Origin of the sequence: Cupriavidus pampae, assembly GCF_914271485.1 — a bacterium.
GTDB lineage: Bacteria > Pseudomonadota > Gammaproteobacteria > Burkholderiales > Burkholderiaceae > Cupriavidus > Cupriavidus pampae.
Genome location: NZ_CAJZAG010000021.1, coordinates 1 through 14,398, shown reverse-complemented (window position 1 = coordinate 14,398; position 14,398 = coordinate 1). Strand labels below are relative to the sequence as shown.

At 62.0% G+C, this 14,398-nt stretch carries 13 protein-coding genes and 1 pseudogene; 8 read left to right on the top strand and 6 right to left on the bottom strand.

Annotated features, from left to right (window positions below):
- Positions 1–73 precede the first annotated feature (73 nt).
- On the top strand, positions 74–1,297 hold the full coding sequence (locus tag LDO41_RS33465) for a diaminopropionate ammonia-lyase (protein ID WP_223995818.1): 1,224 nt from the start codon (positions 74–76) through the stop codon (positions 1,295–1,297).
- 187 nt (positions 1,298–1,484) lie between these two features.
- Here LDO41_RS33465 and LDO41_RS33460 read toward each other — a convergent pair whose 3' ends face one another.
- Positions 1,485–1,955 carry an Lrp/AsnC family transcriptional regulator gene (locus LDO41_RS33460; protein WP_223995817.1) on the bottom strand — a complete coding sequence of 157 codons (471 nt, stop codon included), beginning with the start codon at positions 1,953–1,955 and terminating at the stop codon, positions 1,485–1,487.
- A gap of 177 nt (positions 1,956–2,132) precedes the next feature.
- Between LDO41_RS33460 and LDO41_RS33455 the strand changes: the two genes are divergently transcribed.
- On the top strand, positions 2,133–3,302 hold the full coding sequence (locus LDO41_RS33455; protein ID WP_223995816.1) for a M20 aminoacylase family protein: 1,170 nt from the start codon (positions 2,133–2,135) through the stop codon (positions 3,300–3,302).
- A gap of 26 nt (positions 3,303–3,328) precedes the next feature.
- Here the strand turns inward: LDO41_RS33455 and LDO41_RS33450 are convergent, their stop codons facing one another.
- From LDO41_RS33450 to LDO41_RS33440, 3 genes are all read right to left on the bottom strand, one after another.
- Complete coding sequence (locus LDO41_RS33450) at positions 3,329–6,430, bottom strand: efflux RND transporter permease subunit (RefSeq protein WP_223995815.1); 3,102 nt, start codon at positions 6,428–6,430, stop codon at positions 3,329–3,331.
- Entirely contained in the window at positions 6,427–7,614 is a 1,188-nt protein-coding gene (locus tag LDO41_RS33445; protein WP_223995814.1) for an efflux RND transporter periplasmic adaptor subunit, read from the bottom strand. Before LDO41_RS33445 ends, LDO41_RS33450 begins: the two co-directional genes overlap by 4 nt.
- A 100-nt stretch (positions 7,615–7,714) precedes the next feature.
- Positions 7,715–8,335, bottom strand: a complete 621-nt coding sequence (locus LDO41_RS33440) for a TetR/AcrR family transcriptional regulator (protein WP_223995813.1) — start codon at positions 8,333–8,335, stop codon at positions 7,715–7,717.
- Between the two features lie 102 nt (positions 8,336–8,437).
- Between LDO41_RS33440 and LDO41_RS33435 the strand changes: the two genes are divergently transcribed.
- Positions 8,438–9,919: an efflux transporter outer membrane subunit gene (locus LDO41_RS33435; protein WP_223995812.1), complete on the top strand. Its 1,482-nt coding sequence runs from the start codon at positions 8,438–8,440 to the stop codon at positions 9,917–9,919.
- 6 nt (positions 9,920–9,925) lie between these two features.
- Here the strand turns inward: LDO41_RS33435 and LDO41_RS33430 are convergent, their stop codons facing one another.
- Complete coding sequence (locus LDO41_RS33430; RefSeq protein ID WP_223995811.1) at positions 9,926–10,120, bottom strand: hypothetical protein; 195 nt, start codon at positions 10,118–10,120, stop codon at positions 9,926–9,928.
- Between the two features lie 72 nt (positions 10,121–10,192).
- On the opposite strand from LDO41_RS33430, the gene LDO41_RS33425 reads away from it, so the two are divergent.
- Positions 10,193–10,438 (top strand): type II toxin-antitoxin system Phd/YefM family antitoxin, encoded by a 246-nt coding sequence (locus LDO41_RS33425; protein WP_223995810.1) that lies wholly within the window; start codon positions 10,193–10,195, stop codon positions 10,436–10,438.
- Complete coding sequence (locus LDO41_RS33420) at positions 10,435–10,824, top strand: type II toxin-antitoxin system VapC family toxin (RefSeq protein WP_223995809.1); 390 nt, start codon at positions 10,435–10,437, stop codon at positions 10,822–10,824. Before LDO41_RS33425 ends, LDO41_RS33420 begins: the two co-directional genes overlap by 4 nt.
- A gap of 347 nt (positions 10,825–11,171) precedes the next feature.
- Here the strand turns inward: LDO41_RS33420 and LDO41_RS33415 are convergent.
- Positions 11,172–11,977, bottom strand: a pseudogene (locus LDO41_RS33415) (tyrosine-type recombinase/integrase); the annotation flags it as partial.
- Positions 11,978–12,172: 195 nt separating this feature from the next.
- On the opposite strand from LDO41_RS33415, the gene LDO41_RS33410 reads away from it, so the two are divergent.
- The 3 genes from LDO41_RS33410 (at position 12,173) to LDO41_RS33400 (ending at position 14,156) form a co-directional block, all read left to right on the top strand.
- Entirely contained in the window at positions 12,173–12,994 is an 822-nt protein-coding gene (locus tag LDO41_RS33410; protein WP_223995808.1) for a cell envelope biogenesis protein TolA, read from the top strand.
- Positions 12,995–13,387: 393 nt separating this feature from the next.
- Entirely contained in the window at positions 13,388–13,951 is a 564-nt protein-coding gene (locus tag LDO41_RS33405; protein WP_223995807.1) for a hypothetical protein, read from the top strand.
- On the top strand, positions 13,932–14,156 hold the full coding sequence (locus LDO41_RS33400) for a hypothetical protein (RefSeq protein ID WP_223995806.1): 225 nt from the start codon (positions 13,932–13,934) through the stop codon (positions 14,154–14,156). The genes LDO41_RS33405 and LDO41_RS33400 overlap by 20 nt, the downstream gene beginning before the upstream one ends.
- Positions 14,157–14,398: the final 242 nt, after the last annotated feature.

Below are 14,398 nucleotides of genomic sequence, written 5' to 3'. Positions count from 1 at the left end.
CGCGGCTCTAACATTGCAGACATTCGGGCATCCAGCCCTGTCTCAGATCCGAACATCTGCCATCGGAGTCCTTATGCTGACCAAGAATACCCGCGCACGCCTGGCGGCCTATCCCATAGAGCTGAAGGACATCATGAGTGTCGAGCAAGCCGAGCGCAGCCGTGGCTGGCTCTCTCACTGGGACCAACTGAACCCGGGGCCCACGCCGCTACGTGACCTTCCAAAGCTTGCCGCGAGCCTCGGGGTGACGCAACTGAGCGTGAAGGATGAATCCGTTCGATCGCCGCTGGGTAGTTTCAAGGCATTGGGGGCGCCGATTGCCTTGGTTCGGCTGATTCTGCGCAGCTATCCGGAGCGGAACTTCGACCCCCTGGCTCTGATTGAGGGGAAGTATCTGGATCTTCTGAAGGACTTCACCGTCATCAGCGCAACTGACGGTAACCACGGTCGTGCACTGGCGTCCGCAGCGAGGTCGTTTGGCTGCCAGTGCGTGATTGTGCTGCACGCCAACGTCAGCCAGGAGCGCGAAGCTGCCATTGCAGCCTACGGTGCAACCATCGTCCGCATTGCAGGCAACTACGATGAGTCCGTTGTAGAGGCCGCCCGTCTCGCGGCTGCCAATCACTGGACCGTTGTATCGGACACCTCCTACGAAGGCTATCAGGACATTCCGCGCGATGTGATGCAGGGTTACGGCGCCATCGCAGCGGAAATCATGATGCAGGCGAATGTCGCCCAAGGCGAGCCGTGCCCGTACACGCATGTGTTCCTGCAAGGCGGTGTGGGTGGTCTCGCGGCAGGCATTGTCAGCTATTTCTGGGAGTGTTTCGGCGCGAATCGCCCGAAGTTCATCGTTGTTGAGCCCGTGCAGGCGGATTGCCTGTACCAAAGCGCATTGCTAGGGAGGCCGGCCAATGCCACGGGCTCAGTTGACTCGGTAATGGCCGGGCTGGCTTGCGGTGAGACATCGCCACTCGCCTGGCGCTTCCTCGAGGACAGCGTGGACGTTTTCATGACGATTTCGGACGACGATGCCGTCACGGCGATGCATCAACTCGCGGGGAAGCAGACCGGCGATCTGCCGGTCGTTGCCGGTGAATCCGGCGCAGCGGGCCTTGCCGGTCTCGCAGTGCTCCGTGCGAATGCATCGCTTTCTGAAGATTCAGGGCTTGACGCAACCTCACGCGTCCTAGTCATCAACACCGAAGGTGCCACGGCGCCTTCCGTCTATCAGCAACTGGTAGGCGAATCGCATGAATCAGTGCTTGCCCGCCAATCTGCCTGGCTCGCGCTCTGAGTCGGTGGAACCGCGCCGGTGAGCATCAGGGCAATCGGCCACATCCTGCGCTTCTCCGGAAGTCGCAGCTGTCTCCATTTTTTACGGACGCACGTCTCCCTGACGATGTGGAAGACCTCATCGCCGCGGTGCGCGCCTATCAGTGACTTTGTGTGCGTAGCAGCGCCTGCGGATTGCGCGACTTCGTTTAGCTGTCGATGGCCACCTGGAGACTTACCTTGGCGCGTTGCATTGCCACATGCGTCTGGAAGCTCTTCACGTTGCTGGCCACAAAGAAGAGCTCGCGAGTGAGCCGCTCGTACTCTGTCATGTCAGCGACGGCGAGAACCAAAAGGAAATCGAACTCTCCCGTGACGTAGTAGACCTGCTGGACCTGCGGACAGTCGACGAAGCGTTTCTTAACTTCGTCGAGCAGGTCCAGACGCTCGCTCTCAAGCTTCACCTGCACGAGCACCGTAATGGGCTTCCCGACCTTCGCCGGGTCAACCACGGAAGTGTTCGCCGTGATGACTCCATCAGCTTCAAGTACCGCAATGCGACGATTCACCGCGGAGGGAGAAAGGTTGACCGCGTCAGCAAGCTCGCGCTGAGACATCCTGTTGTTGGTCTGCAGCAGTTGCAGGAGCTTGCGGTCATATGAATCTAGTTGCTGTGCCATTTGTTCCTTCATTGCAAATCAGCCATGGCGCAATTTTCTACCGAATATTAGTCACGATTACAGAGAAAGAACGAATCGCAACGCAACAACGTTTCATTTCGTTCGGCGAGAACGGTGAATTTTTGCGGGGGTGCCCTCGTAAGATGCTCGTGGACCTCCGACTTTGAGAACACCTCCATGCAAGCTGATAAAGACCTTTCCGACCTACTCAAGTCCTGGCGGCATGAGCTTCATCGACATCCGGAGACGGGCTTCGAGGAACTGAGAACATCAGATTTCGTCGCCATATTGCTTGGCGGCATGGGAATGGATGTCCACCGCGGTATCGGCGGCACCGGCCTTGTCGCGGACCTGAAGGTTGGCGATGGTAGCGGTGTCATCGGCCTGCGCGCTGATATGGACGCGCTCGCCATTCACGAGAACGCGCCGGAGCGTGAGCATGCGTCTAAGACCGAAGGCAAGATGCATGCATGCGGCCACGATGGTCATATGGCTATGATTCTCGGTGCAGCCAAGCTGCTGAGCGAGCGTCGTGATTTCAATGGAACGGTTCGCTTCATCTTTCAGCCCGCTGAGGAACACGGTCGTGGTGCGAAGGCGATGATGCAGGACGGCCTGTTTGAGCGCTTCCCAGTTGACGCCATCTACGGTGCGCACAACATGCCTGGCCTGCCGACGGGGAACATTGCAACGCGCGTGGGCGGCATCATGGCGAGCGAGGACAACTTCGTGATTCATGTGAAGGGACAGGGCACGCATGCTGCCAGGCCTCACATGGGTATCGACCCCATCGTGATTGGTTCGGAAATCGTTCTTGCGCTGCAAACAATCGTCTCGCGCAATGTCGACCCTAGTCTGTCGGCAGTGATTTCTTGCACGGAGTTCATCACCGACGGAATTCGGAACGCCATCCCGACGAACGTCACCATCAAAGGCGATACACGTAGCTACGCCCCAGCAGTCCAGGCACTACTTGAGACTCGCATGAGGGAAATCTCCGAGGGCATCTGCCGCATGCACGGTGCGACCTGCACGTTCGAGTACACGCACGAGTTCGCACCGACTGTGAACTGGGAACGGTGCGTCCCCGTGGCAGTGGAAGCGGCGCGGAACACGGTCGGCGCGGAGAGTGTGAACGATGCTGTCGCCCCGATGATGATTTCCGAAGATTTTGGTGCGTTCTTGCAGGCCGTGCCTGGCGCATTTGTATTCATCGGAAACGGCGAGTCAGGAACAGCCGGTGGCGTACCTCTGCATAACAATCGCTACGACTTCAACGACGAAGTACTTACGACTGGGGCAAGGTACTTCGCCGAGCTTGCTCGTATCGCCTTGCCGCGATTCTAACGAGATCCCGTTGTTATGGAGGCTGCTTATGACACCTGCGCCGCTTGTCCCAAAGACGCCTCCTGCACAACCACAGGAGCCGGCGGGCGAATCCGGAACCAGATCGCATACATTGCCGGCAAGAACGCCAGCGTCAGCAGCGTGCCAGCGAGTGTGCCACCGATCAGCGTATAGGCCAGAGTCCCCCAGAACACCGAATGGGTGAGCGGGATGAACGCGAAAACCGCCGCTGCTGCTGTCAGGAGCACCGGACGTGCCCGTTGCACTGTGGCCTCCACCACCGCGTCGTACGGTGATAGTCCCTCCTTCAGGTTGCCTTGTATCTGCCCGATCAGGATCAGCGTGTTCCGCATGAGAATGCCGGACAGTGCTACCAGCCCCACCAGGGCGTTGATGCCGAAAGGCTGGTGGAAGAGCAGTAGCGTCGGGACCACGCCGATCAGACCGAGCGGACTGGTCAGGATGACCATGACCATGCCCGCCATCGACCGTACCTGGAACATGATGATCAGCAGCGTGATGGCCAGCATGATCGGAAACAGTGGTGCCAGCGCCTTGTTCGCTTTGCCCGCCTCTTCGATAGAGCCGGCCATCTCGATGCGGTAGCCAGCCGGCAACTGCTCGATGATCGGCTGCAGTTGAGTCCGGATGGCCTGCGATACATCGGGTGGTTGCTGACCGTCGGCAATGTCGCCCCGCACTGTGATGGTCGGCGTGCGGTCGCGACGACGCAGGATGGGATCCTCCATCCGCACGTCAACCGTGCCGACTTGCGAGAGGGGAATACGCCCGCCGTTGGCGCTGATCAGAGTGAAGTCAGCGATGCGCTGCGGGTCGAGGCGGACATCACCTGCTGCGCGCGCCACCACCTGCACGGATCGGATGTCCTCGCGCACCTCCGTTACTGGCACGCCGGTCAGAAGGAACTCAAGCTGCTGCGCTACATCGTGTGAGGTCAGGCCGACTGCCTGCAGCCGGTCCTGCTGGAGCGTGAAGTGCAGCCCCGGCACGCGTGGCCCCCAGTCGGTGTTGACGGTGCGCATCAGCGGACTGGCCTTCATCACACCGCCGACTTGATCCGCGATGGCCCGCAGCTTGTCAGGATCCGAGCCCATGACGCGGAACGCAACAGGGAAGGGTGAATAGGGGCCAAACACCAGCTGCGTCACGCGGACGCGCGCACCTGGCGCGAGGCCTTCGGCGATGGCCTGGCGGAGCCGGCCCTTGAGCTCGTCGCGTTCTTCCTGGTTGTCGGTGCGTACCACGATCTTGGCGAAGGAGGGGTCGGGCAATTCCGGCGACATCGCCAAGTAGAAGCGCGGTGCCCCCTGGCCGATATAGGACGTTACGATCTTCGCTTCGGGCTGCTTGTCGAGCCAGGCTTCCACTTTTTCCGTCGCGGCACTGGTCTGCTCGATGGACGTCCCGTAGGGCATCTGCACCTCCACCAACACCTCGGGACGATCGGAGGTCGGGAAGAACTGCTTGCGGACGGCGCCCATGCCAATCACGCTCGCAGCGAACAGACCAACGACGACTGCTGCGACCAGCCATTTGCGCCCGATCACGCGCCTCAATATCTCGCGAAAGCGCTGGTAGTTCGGGGTGGCATAGATGGCGCCATGGCCACCTTCCACTTTCTTCATCTCGGGCAGCAACTTCACGCCGAGATAAGGCGTAAAGGCGACCGCTACGATCCACGACGCGATCAGCGCGATTCCCACGATCCAGAACTGGTTGCCGGTGTACTCGCCCGCGGAAGACTTCGCAAAACCATTTGGCATGAAGCCGACGGCGGTGACGAGCGTGCCGGACAGCATCGGCGCGGCGGTATGGCTCCACGCATAGGCCGACGCCGCGATCCTTCCATATCCTTCCTCCATCTTCACCACCATCATTTCGATGGCGATGATGGCGTCGTCCACCAGCAGGCCGAGGGCCAGTATCAGAGAGCCCAGCGTGATGCGATCAAAATTCTTTCCGGTGGCGGCCATGACCACGAACACCGCTGCCAGCGTCAGCGGCACGGCCGCAGCGACCACGATTCCTACTCGCCAGCCCATGCTGAGGAAGCTCACCACCAGCACCACGATCAGCGCGGCGAAGAACTTGACCATGAATTCGTCCACGGCTGACTTGATGTTGACGGCCTGATCGGTGACCTTGCTCAGTTCCATGCCCAGCGGCAGCGCGGCGTTGACCTTTGCGACTTCCGCATCGAGCGACTTGCCGAGGTCGAGGCCGTTCCAGCCGTCGCGCATCACAATGCCAAGCAGTAGGGCAGGTTCGCCCTTGTTGCGCACGACGAAGGAGGCCGGATCCTGATAGCCGCGTTCGACGGTTGCGATGTCAGACAGTTTCAGCGTGCGGCCATGGGCCACGACTGGGGTGTCGCGAATGCGTTCCAGCTTGTCGAACGCGCCGTCCAGGCGCACGAAGACTTGCGGTCCGTCGGTGTCGATCGAACCCGCGGGGGTAAGCACGTTCTGGCTGTTGAGCGCGGCGAAGATGTCCTGGGGCGCCACGCCGAGCGTGGCCAGCCGGTCGTGCGAGAACGACACGTAGATGCGCTCTGCCTGCTCGCCAATGATGTTGACCTTCTTCACGCCAGCCACATGCAGCAGTCGCTGGCGGATGGTCTCTGCCTCGCGCACCAGCAGCCGCTGCGGCTCGCCCCGGGCTTTCAGCGCGAACAGGCCGAAGGTCACATCGGAGTATTCGTCGTTGATGATAGGGCCGACGACGCCTGCCGGCAGGGTACGCGCTTCGTCGCCCAGCTTTTTGCGGGCCTGGTAGAACTCCTCTGGGACTTCTGCCGGCGGCGTGCTGTCAAGCAGCGTGACGGTGGTGAACGCCAGGCCAGGCCGCGTATAAGTTTCCGTGCGATCGTAGTAGCGCAGTTCCTGCATGCGCTTTTCCAGCTTTTCCGCGACCTGGTCCTGCATTTCCTGCGCCGTTGCGCCGGGCCATGCCGTGATGAAGATCATCGACTTGACTGTGAAGGGCGGGTCTTCCGCGCGGCCGAGCTGGAAGAACGCGACGATGCCGGCGATCGAGACAAGGATGATCAGGAATAGGGTGACGGCACGCTCGCGTACGGCCAGTGCCGATATATTGAAGCCGCTCATTGCTGCCCCCGCTGGCGGCCGACCGTGCTGTTGCCCTTGCTGTCGGCGATGGCTTCGGCCACCTTCACGTCCGACGTCACTCTGACCTGCTGTCCTTCGTGCAACAGGTGGGCCCCGAGTGCCACCACGCGGTCGCCGGGCCGGATTTGGCCTTCGATCCGCGCGGCATCGTCGCTGATGGAGCGCACGGTGACTGGTCGCCACGTCACGTGCGCCGGGGTGCCGCTAAGCACCCAGACGCCTGGACCATTGCCCGGGTCGTGGAGCGCGCCGATGGGAACCTGCAGGCCGGTTTTCGACGCTTCGTGCGGATCGGCAACCTGCAGCGTGACGGTGGCGCCCAGCGGCGCGTCGGTCAATGCACCGCCAAGCACGTATCGCGCTTCATAGGTGCGGGTTTGTCGGTCCGCGGCGTCGGAAAGCTGGCGCAGCGTCGCGGTGATGGCCTCACCGTCCTTGCCGTATAGCGTCGCGCGAGCCGTGGAGCCTACCGGCGGGCGCAGCGTTTCGGGCAGCTGGATGATAGCTTCGCGCTGTCCGGCGCGGGCCAGCCGCACCACCACCTGGCCGGCACTCACGACTTGCCCCGGCTCGACGACGGTCTCGACCACCACGCCATCGGCATCGGCCAGCAACACCGCGTAGTCCGATGCATTGCGCGCCACGTCGGACTGGGCCTCTTCCGCCCTGAGCTGCGCCCGCGCCGAGTCGGCGGAGGCTTTGATCTGGTCGTAAGCCGACGCCGATACTGCTCCGGCCGCCACGAGGTCGCGGTAGCGCTCTTCGTCAGCTGCGAGTTGGGTGGCTCGTGCCTTGGCGGCGGCCACAGCTTCAACCCGGGCACGTGCCGCCAGCTTCAGATCGACGGGGTCCAGCCGCATCAGGGGCTGGCCGCGCTTCACCGACTGTCCCGTGTCGACGAGGCGCTCCAGCACCTTGCCTGGTACGCGGAAGCCCAGATCGCTCTGCACCCGTGCGGCAACGATGCCGGTAAAGGCACGTCGGGCGGCCGAGGTGTCCTGAACGTTTTCCACCCTCACCAGCGGCGCTTGCACGCGAGGATCGGGCTGTGGCTTGCCGCCGCACGCCGCCAGTGCGAGTGGCAGCAGGAGTAAGGCAGCAAACGTGGAACCGCTGGTGGCGGTGTGGGTGACAGTGGGTGCGAAAAATCGGCGCTGAAGCATGAAGGCCTCCGTACAGGTGGCCTCACTTTAGTAACAGTGACCAATTTAGTCAATGGTCACAATGGTATTTTTGCGCCAGCGCTATTCTCCGCAGAGAGGGTCAGGGAGCCAGACTACGCAGAATCAGATTGCTGAGCTGCGCTGGCGCCACTTGGACGAAGTCCAGGTTATGCTGAAGTTGCAGGGGGTCGAGGTAGGGTTTCATGACGAGATAGATGGCGTGAGCGGTCTCGTCGAGTGGCGTCTTGCGCTCGAACTCACCCGACTCGCGCCCATCGCGCACGATCTTCAGGACCAGTTGCTGCATATGGGTTTCGTAGGCGCGGGCGGAGGGCCATTTTTCCTCGCAGGCCACCACGGCAATGGCGTACAGCTTCCGATCCTGGAAGAAAAGCCGCGTGCCAGCCTCGGCCAGCGTGCCGAAAAGCCGCCGCAGCTGCTCGGAAGCCGATTCCGCGCCGGCTACCGCTTCGTCCACGGCGAGCCGCATCTGGTCGAGGCAGTTGCAGCAGATGACCTCGCCGATCGCCTGCTTGGAGTCGAAGAACTTGTAGATGTAGGCCTTGGAGAATCCGATGGCCTTGGCAAGGTCGGACACGGTCGTCTTCTCGTATCCATAAAGACTGAAGTGCTCTGTGGCCGCATCCACGATCTGGTTGCGCACGCTGTGGTCCACGGGGCCTCGCGCTGGGGCGGTGGTTGTGGGTTGGGTATCGGTCATGTCGTGAGCTTACACGCTGAATCGTCATTGACAAAGGGTGACTAGTTTGTATTATGGTCACACGTCACTGAAATATTCTGAATTATGTTAGCCCGGCAGCCCATGCAACCCAAACGTTTTCGTCCCCGTTCCGTTATTCCCTTGTCCAGCCTTGCTGTCGCCTTGACCGCCTTGGCGGCGCTCGCCGGATGTGCCGTCGGCCCCGATTATCGTGAGCCCGACGTTCCCAACGCCGATCGCTTCCTCGGGCAACGCGCCGTGGAGCAGCGCCGGGCCGCGACCAGAGCGGATATCGAAGTATGGTGGGAAGGATTCGCTGATCCGCAACTGACGCGGTTTGTACGGTTGGCGCTTGATCAGAACCTCGATCTGGCGGCAGCCTCCGCACGAGTCGCGCAGGCGAGGGCAGGGCTCCGCTCAGCCACGGCCGCACTGCTGCCCTCAGGCGGCGTCAGCGCTCAAGTCGCGAAACAATACCAGTCCGTGGAAACGCCTCTCGGCCGCGTGCTCAACGCGACGCCAAACTACGACCGGCATGGCAGCCTGTACGAGGCCGACCTCACCGCCAGCTGGGAGATCGATGTCTTCGGCGGCTTGCGGCGCGAGCGCGAGGCCTCGCAGGCGGAATATCAAGCCTCGGAGGCTGGGCTGGCTGCCACCCGTGTGGAGGCGGTGGCTCAGGTGGCCGACACCTACGTGACCATCCGCGGGCTGCAGGTTCGGCTGTCGATCGCGCGGCAGCAGGTGGACACCCAGCAGAAGCTGGTTTCGACCGTCAGGCTGCTCTACGGCAAGGGACTTGCTGCCGCGCTGGAGGTGCAGCAGGCGGAAGGCGCGCTCGCGCAGGTGGAGGCCACTATTCCGGAACTCGAATCTGGACTGGAAGCTGCGCAGAACGCGATGGACGTGCTGCTTGGAAGCCCCCCGGGGACTTATCGAGCCGAGCTCGCTGAGACCAAGGCAATCCCTGCGGCGCCGCGGATCGAAGCCACTGGCACGCCGTCAGACCTGCTGCGCCGGCGGCCTGACCTGATCGTGGCGGAACGACGGCTGGCGGCGTCGAATGCCCGCATTGGTGCTGCCATTGCAGAGTACTACCCGAAGGTCTCGCTCAGTGGCTTGCTGGGCAGCGCAACAACTGTGGCCAGCGGCAATCTGTTCTCCGCTGGCGCCAGCCAGGCTGCCGGCGTGGCCGGGCTGCGCTGGCGATTGTTCGATTTCGGTCGCATCGGCGCGCAGATTGATCAGGCGAAGGGCCAGGAGGCCGAAGCGCTGGCGGGTTATAAACTGGCCGTGCTGCGTGCGTCGGAAGATGTCGAGAATGCCTTCACGGCGTTGATCAAGCGCGAGGAACAGACCAAGACTCTCGAGCGCGGCGAACTGGCGCTCCGGCAGGCGCGGAACTCGTCGTTTGCAGCGTACGAGAAAGGCGTTGTCCGCCTGATCGAAGTGTTGCTTGCCGACGAGAATCTGCTGAAAACGTCTGATGCGAAGGCGCAGGCCGAGGCGCAGTCAGCCCGCGCGGCCATAGCCGCGTTCCGGGCCTTGGGCGGCGGCTGGCAGGCCGTAGCGCGTGCGCCCTGAGGCCAGTTACCAGAACGCATTGACGAAGCCCACCGCAGGCAGCGTGCGTGCGACCGGGCGCTTGGCGACCATGAAGCCGCCGCCATGGACGATCACCATCGACAGTTGTCCATCCACCCCCTTGAAGCCGAACGCGCGCGCTGAGCCGTTGCTATCTGTTAGGTCGAAGCCGCCGTTGGCGTTGACGGTCACCGCGAACAACAACTCTGCGGGGTCTTGCAGTCACACCGCAAGTAAACTAGACTAACAGAACTTAGTTTATTCTGTCGTGCCATGCAAACCGTCAACATTCACGAGGCCAAGACCCACCTCTCGAGGCTGGTAGAACAGGCCGCGAACGGTGAGCCGTTCGTCATCGCAAAAGCAGGGAAGCCTTTGGTCAAGGTGGTGCCTCTTTCGGCACCTACCGGCGCAAAAGTGAAGCGTCTCGGTTTTCTCGAAGGGCAGTTCAGTGTCCCGGATGACTTTGACGAGATGGGTAAGAAAGAGATCGAGCAGCTTTTCGAAGGTGGCGCGTGAAAGTTCTACTTGATACTCATCTGTTGATATGGGCGGCCAGCGCACCCGACAAGCTGCCGGCTGAGCTCGTGACACTGATGCAATCGGAAGAAACCGAATTATTTTTCAGCGCCGCGAGCATTTGGGAAATTGCGATCAAGAGAGGGCTGGGCCGAGACGACTTCCGAGTCGATCCGCGCGTTTTGCGGCGCGGACTGCTGGACAACGAGTACCACGAGTTGCCGATCGGTAGCGAGCACGCCGTTGGTGTCGAAAGCCTGCCTCCGTTGCATAGAGATCCGTTCGATCGTTTGCTTATCGCACAGGCCACGGTCGAGGGCATCACGCTGCTGACGAAAGACTCGACTGTGGGCCAGTATCCGGGGCCAATTCGGTTGGTCTCCTGATTTCCCAGGCTAGGTCTCTCAAAATCAGCCTCGACTGTGGCGCTAGAAAGTCGAACTCGACGTGTCGATCATCCGAAGTTAAGAACGTCTATTTGCCGGATCCACCCTTCCGGTATCGACGCGTGATCGCGGTGCCGGTGGCGGAGGTCGAAGACGTACTGCGCCGCACGCACGCACCTCGAGCGCGAAGCCGAGATCCGCGAAACCAATACGCAGACAATCCAGCGCGTGCGCTTGCGCCGACGAAGGGTGCGACGGAGCACGTTCGCTGCGCAAGATCGGTCATCTATTGATCTGGCTGCGCTCGTTGGTTGCGCTTGTTTGAAGGAGGCCGCGCGGCGAACCGCTCACGAGCGGCCAAACACCCGCTCGAGCTGGTCGCTACGCTGCAGATCATCATCATGCAGATAGCGCGACGTGGTCGTGATGGACGCGTGGCGCAGGTTGTCGCGGACGGCGGTCAACGATGCGCCGTTGGCCAGCGCATGGGTAGCGTGGGTATGCCGCAGCCAGTGCGGCGTGGCGCGCCGCAGCTTGTCTGCAAGCTGCGGATGATCGCGCTCGATGCTTTCGCCGCATAGGTCAGAAAGCGCCGCAGCACCGCGCGAAGTCGCGGCGTCGTGATGGGCGACCCATCCTCCAGATTGGCGAGAATAGGCGTGCGTCGGTCCCATAGCGCAGGCGTCACCGGCAGCCCGCGCACGAGCAGGTATTGTTCCAACGCCTGATTGGCCATCGAGGGCAGCACCACCTTGCCACGGCGCTCGCCCTTGCCGATCAGATGCAGCCAGCGTTCCCCGCGCGAACCCACCTCGATACCGCCCAGCGTCACACCGACCAGCTCGGCCGCACGCAATCCTGTCGCATATCCAAAATCCAGCAGAAACCGCAGCCGCGTGGCCGCATCCGGCTTCCAGCCTTGCGACCATTCAAGCCCGTCAGCCAGCGTGCGCACGAGCGCCCATTCCCCTTCGGTAAAGGCACGCGATGCGTCGAGGTCAGCGGCGCGATGCGCACCACGCACCTTCAGGCCGGCGAAAGGATTCGCCAAGACATAATGCTGTGAGATCAGCCGACGGAAGAGTGCGCCGATCACGCCGAGCGCATAAGCGATCGACTGCGGTGGCAAGACGCCCATGAACGGCCGCCATTCTGAGGTGATGTGTAAGTCTGGCTGCGAGCGAGTGTAGCTGCTAGTCAGCGTGCTGAGTATCGAGACAGTGGCCACCTGAAACCAATTGTCATTATTGGGCTAATGACAAATCGTACTGTTAATGGATACTGATAATAGTATCGAAAAAGGGTAGACTATTCGCATCCTCACCGACGTCCATTTGATAGTTCGCCGATGCCCCGCACCCCCACCGCCTTCGCCGACGCCGAACTGCTCGCGATCACGCGCGCCCTGCAGCAACTCGACGTCGCGCACGCCGACAACCGCGCCTTCCTGCGCCGCGCCTTCGACGCGATCGACCGGATCACCGGCCGCACCTTCGGCGCCGCGGTCTACCGGCGCTTGTTGGCTGCCGCCGGCGTCGCGCGCGTGCCCAGCGGCCAGACCGTGGCCACCGTGATCGCCGAGCGCAAGAAGGCGCCGACCGAGGCGGCGGACGCCGAGCGCCGAGGGCTGCTCGACGACGGCCTGCGGGCGTTCCTGCACAAGGAAATCCGCGTCGCGCTGGACGAGACCGGCGCGGCCGGGCGGCGCGGCCCAACGCCAGCGGTCGCGGTGCCACCGCGCGTGCCAGCGCCAGCCCCGGAGGCAGGGGAGGGGACCGGGCTGGCCGCGCTGCTCACGCAGCGGATGAGCATGCTCGAGGAGGAGAACCGGCAACTGCGCGAACGGGCGGCCACTGCGGAGACCGCCGCGCGTGGCGCGCAGGCGGAGGCGAAGGCGGCGCTGACCGCACTAGCAACGGAGCGTGCGCGGCTGGCCGACAAGGAGACCAGTCTGCTCGCCGCGTTGAAGGCTGCGACCGAGGAGCTCGCACGCATGGGCGAGCGTCAGGCCGCGGCCGATCGCCGGCGCGCACTCGAGACCGACAACGTGCGGCAGGCCTACCAGGCCGAGCGCGATGCGCTGGCGGGGCGGGTGGGTTTTCTGGAGGAGGAACTTAAGCGGGCGACGACATCGGCGGACGCCTATCGCCAGGCGCGGGGCGCGCGATAACAAACCGATTGGAGTCTGCTTGTTGGCCCCTGCGCAAAGGCCGCCGACGGATCTTCCGGTTCTGGATAAGAAAGATTATCAAGAACCGTAAAAAATGCGCCATATTAAGAAAGCTTCGGATGCCATCGGTCGGCAGCCGTTTGGGAAAGTTGACGGAGCCCGTGCCCCGATGCGATACGCGGGAGGGTGCCAGCGAGGGGAGGGCGGCTCCACCCTGGCGGCGACCACTCTTCGTCAGTGAGCGTTTCCATCTTTGCGGCCCGTGCCGCAAAGGAGCGCCGATTGTTGGGGGCGATTCGGCGCAGTCGGGGAGGTTTTTCCTAGACGACTGTTAGGTGGCTTGACATTCATCGCCGGCCGATACAATACGCACATTCCCACCGCCGATTAAGCATGTACCACTACATTACCCCGGACGTCCTTGAGGATCTGTTTGCGGGCCAGCCGCCGGCAGGCCTTCAGCCCGATGCTATCGAAATTTCCGAACCACTAGCATTGGACGAGGGCATTGAGGTGATTGGGATTTCATTCGCAGGCCTGCGTTTCGTCGTATTCTTTGCAGATGTTCTCGTCTATGCGCAGGGCGACCCCCAATGGGTGGAAGAGACTGCGGACGAATGGGCAAGCGGATTCCGGCCAGCCCAAACCGCGCGCTTGGTCAAGTTCATTCGGGCGGAAGCGGATGCGGACACGATGTTCGATCCGGAGGCTTGGCCACTTCCCCATCCGCGGCTGATTTGGCAGTTCTGTGAAGTGCTAGCTAGAGCACTTTCAATCCACGCTCAGCATTTCCCCGACATCCCCCAGTATTTCTATATGACGCAGTCGAGCCAACTCGATCTGCTTTACAATAGGCTTGGACGGCGCTTCGAGGCTGGTGCATATGGCCCCCAGTTTGAATGCGTAACGCGCCCGAATGCAGACACAGGAGGTTTCTATGGCTTTGAACGCAGGTAAGTCGACAGTTGTCGGTCTGACGACCGCGCGCAAGCCCAGCAAGCGGCTGCGGACGGACGTCGTGACCATGCAGAAGCGTGGCGTGCAAGTGTTGCTGTCGCGAGTTGCAAAGTCCGACAGTGCGAAAGCGCGCACGACCGTACGCAGTGCCTACAGTGGCAAGCTGCGCGTTGCACTATCCGACCTGTACTCGGTCGCTGAATAGTACCGCGCCACTAGCTGACAAGCCTCCTTCGGGAGGCTTTTCTTATGGTCGCGCATCCGAATCCCGGGCGAATCTTGGTCGATGAACCTCCGCTTATAAAGGCGCTCCCGTCGTTCGTTGGGATAGCTTGGTGTTGAGTTGCACCCGATCCTGACCCACTAGGGCCTGTAATTTGCATCGAATGTTGACCCACGTATAGAACACTGTCCTGCTCGGCAACGCGCAGGAGTTCGGAGTGATCG

Coding starts and splice junctions, on each gene's coding strand:
- LDO41_RS33465 (WP_223995818.1), top strand. CDS start 74: ATGCTGACCAAGAATACCCGCGCACGCCTGGCGGCCTATCCCATAGAG.
- LDO41_RS33460 (WP_223995817.1), bottom strand. CDS start 1,955: ATGGCACAGCAACTAGATTCATATGACCGCAAGCTCCTGCAACTGCTG.
- LDO41_RS33455 (WP_223995816.1), top strand. CDS start 2,133: ATGCAAGCTGATAAAGACCTTTCCGACCTACTCAAGTCCTGGCGGCAT.
- LDO41_RS33450 (WP_223995815.1), bottom strand. CDS start 6,430: ATGAGCGGCTTCAATATATCGGCACTGGCCGTACGCGAGCGTGCCGTC.
- LDO41_RS33445 (WP_223995814.1), bottom strand. CDS start 7,614: ATGCTTCAGCGCCGATTTTTCGCACCCACTGTCACCCACACCGCCACC.
- LDO41_RS33440 (WP_223995813.1), bottom strand. CDS start 8,335: ATGACCGATACCCAACCCACAACCACCGCCCCAGCGCGAGGCCCCGTG.
- LDO41_RS33435 (WP_223995812.1), top strand. CDS start 8,438: ATGCAACCCAAACGTTTTCGTCCCCGTTCCGTTATTCCCTTGTCCAGC.
- LDO41_RS33425 (WP_223995810.1), top strand. CDS start 10,193: ATGCAAACCGTCAACATTCACGAGGCCAAGACCCACCTCTCGAGGCTG.
- LDO41_RS33410 (WP_223995808.1), top strand. CDS start 12,173: ATGCCCCGCACCCCCACCGCCTTCGCCGACGCCGAACTGCTCGCGATC.
- LDO41_RS33405 (WP_223995807.1), top strand. CDS start 13,388: ATGTACCACTACATTACCCCGGACGTCCTTGAGGATCTGTTTGCGGGC.
- LDO41_RS33400 (WP_223995806.1), top strand. CDS start 13,932: ATGGCTTTGAACGCAGGTAAGTCGACAGTTGTCGGTCTGACGACCGCG.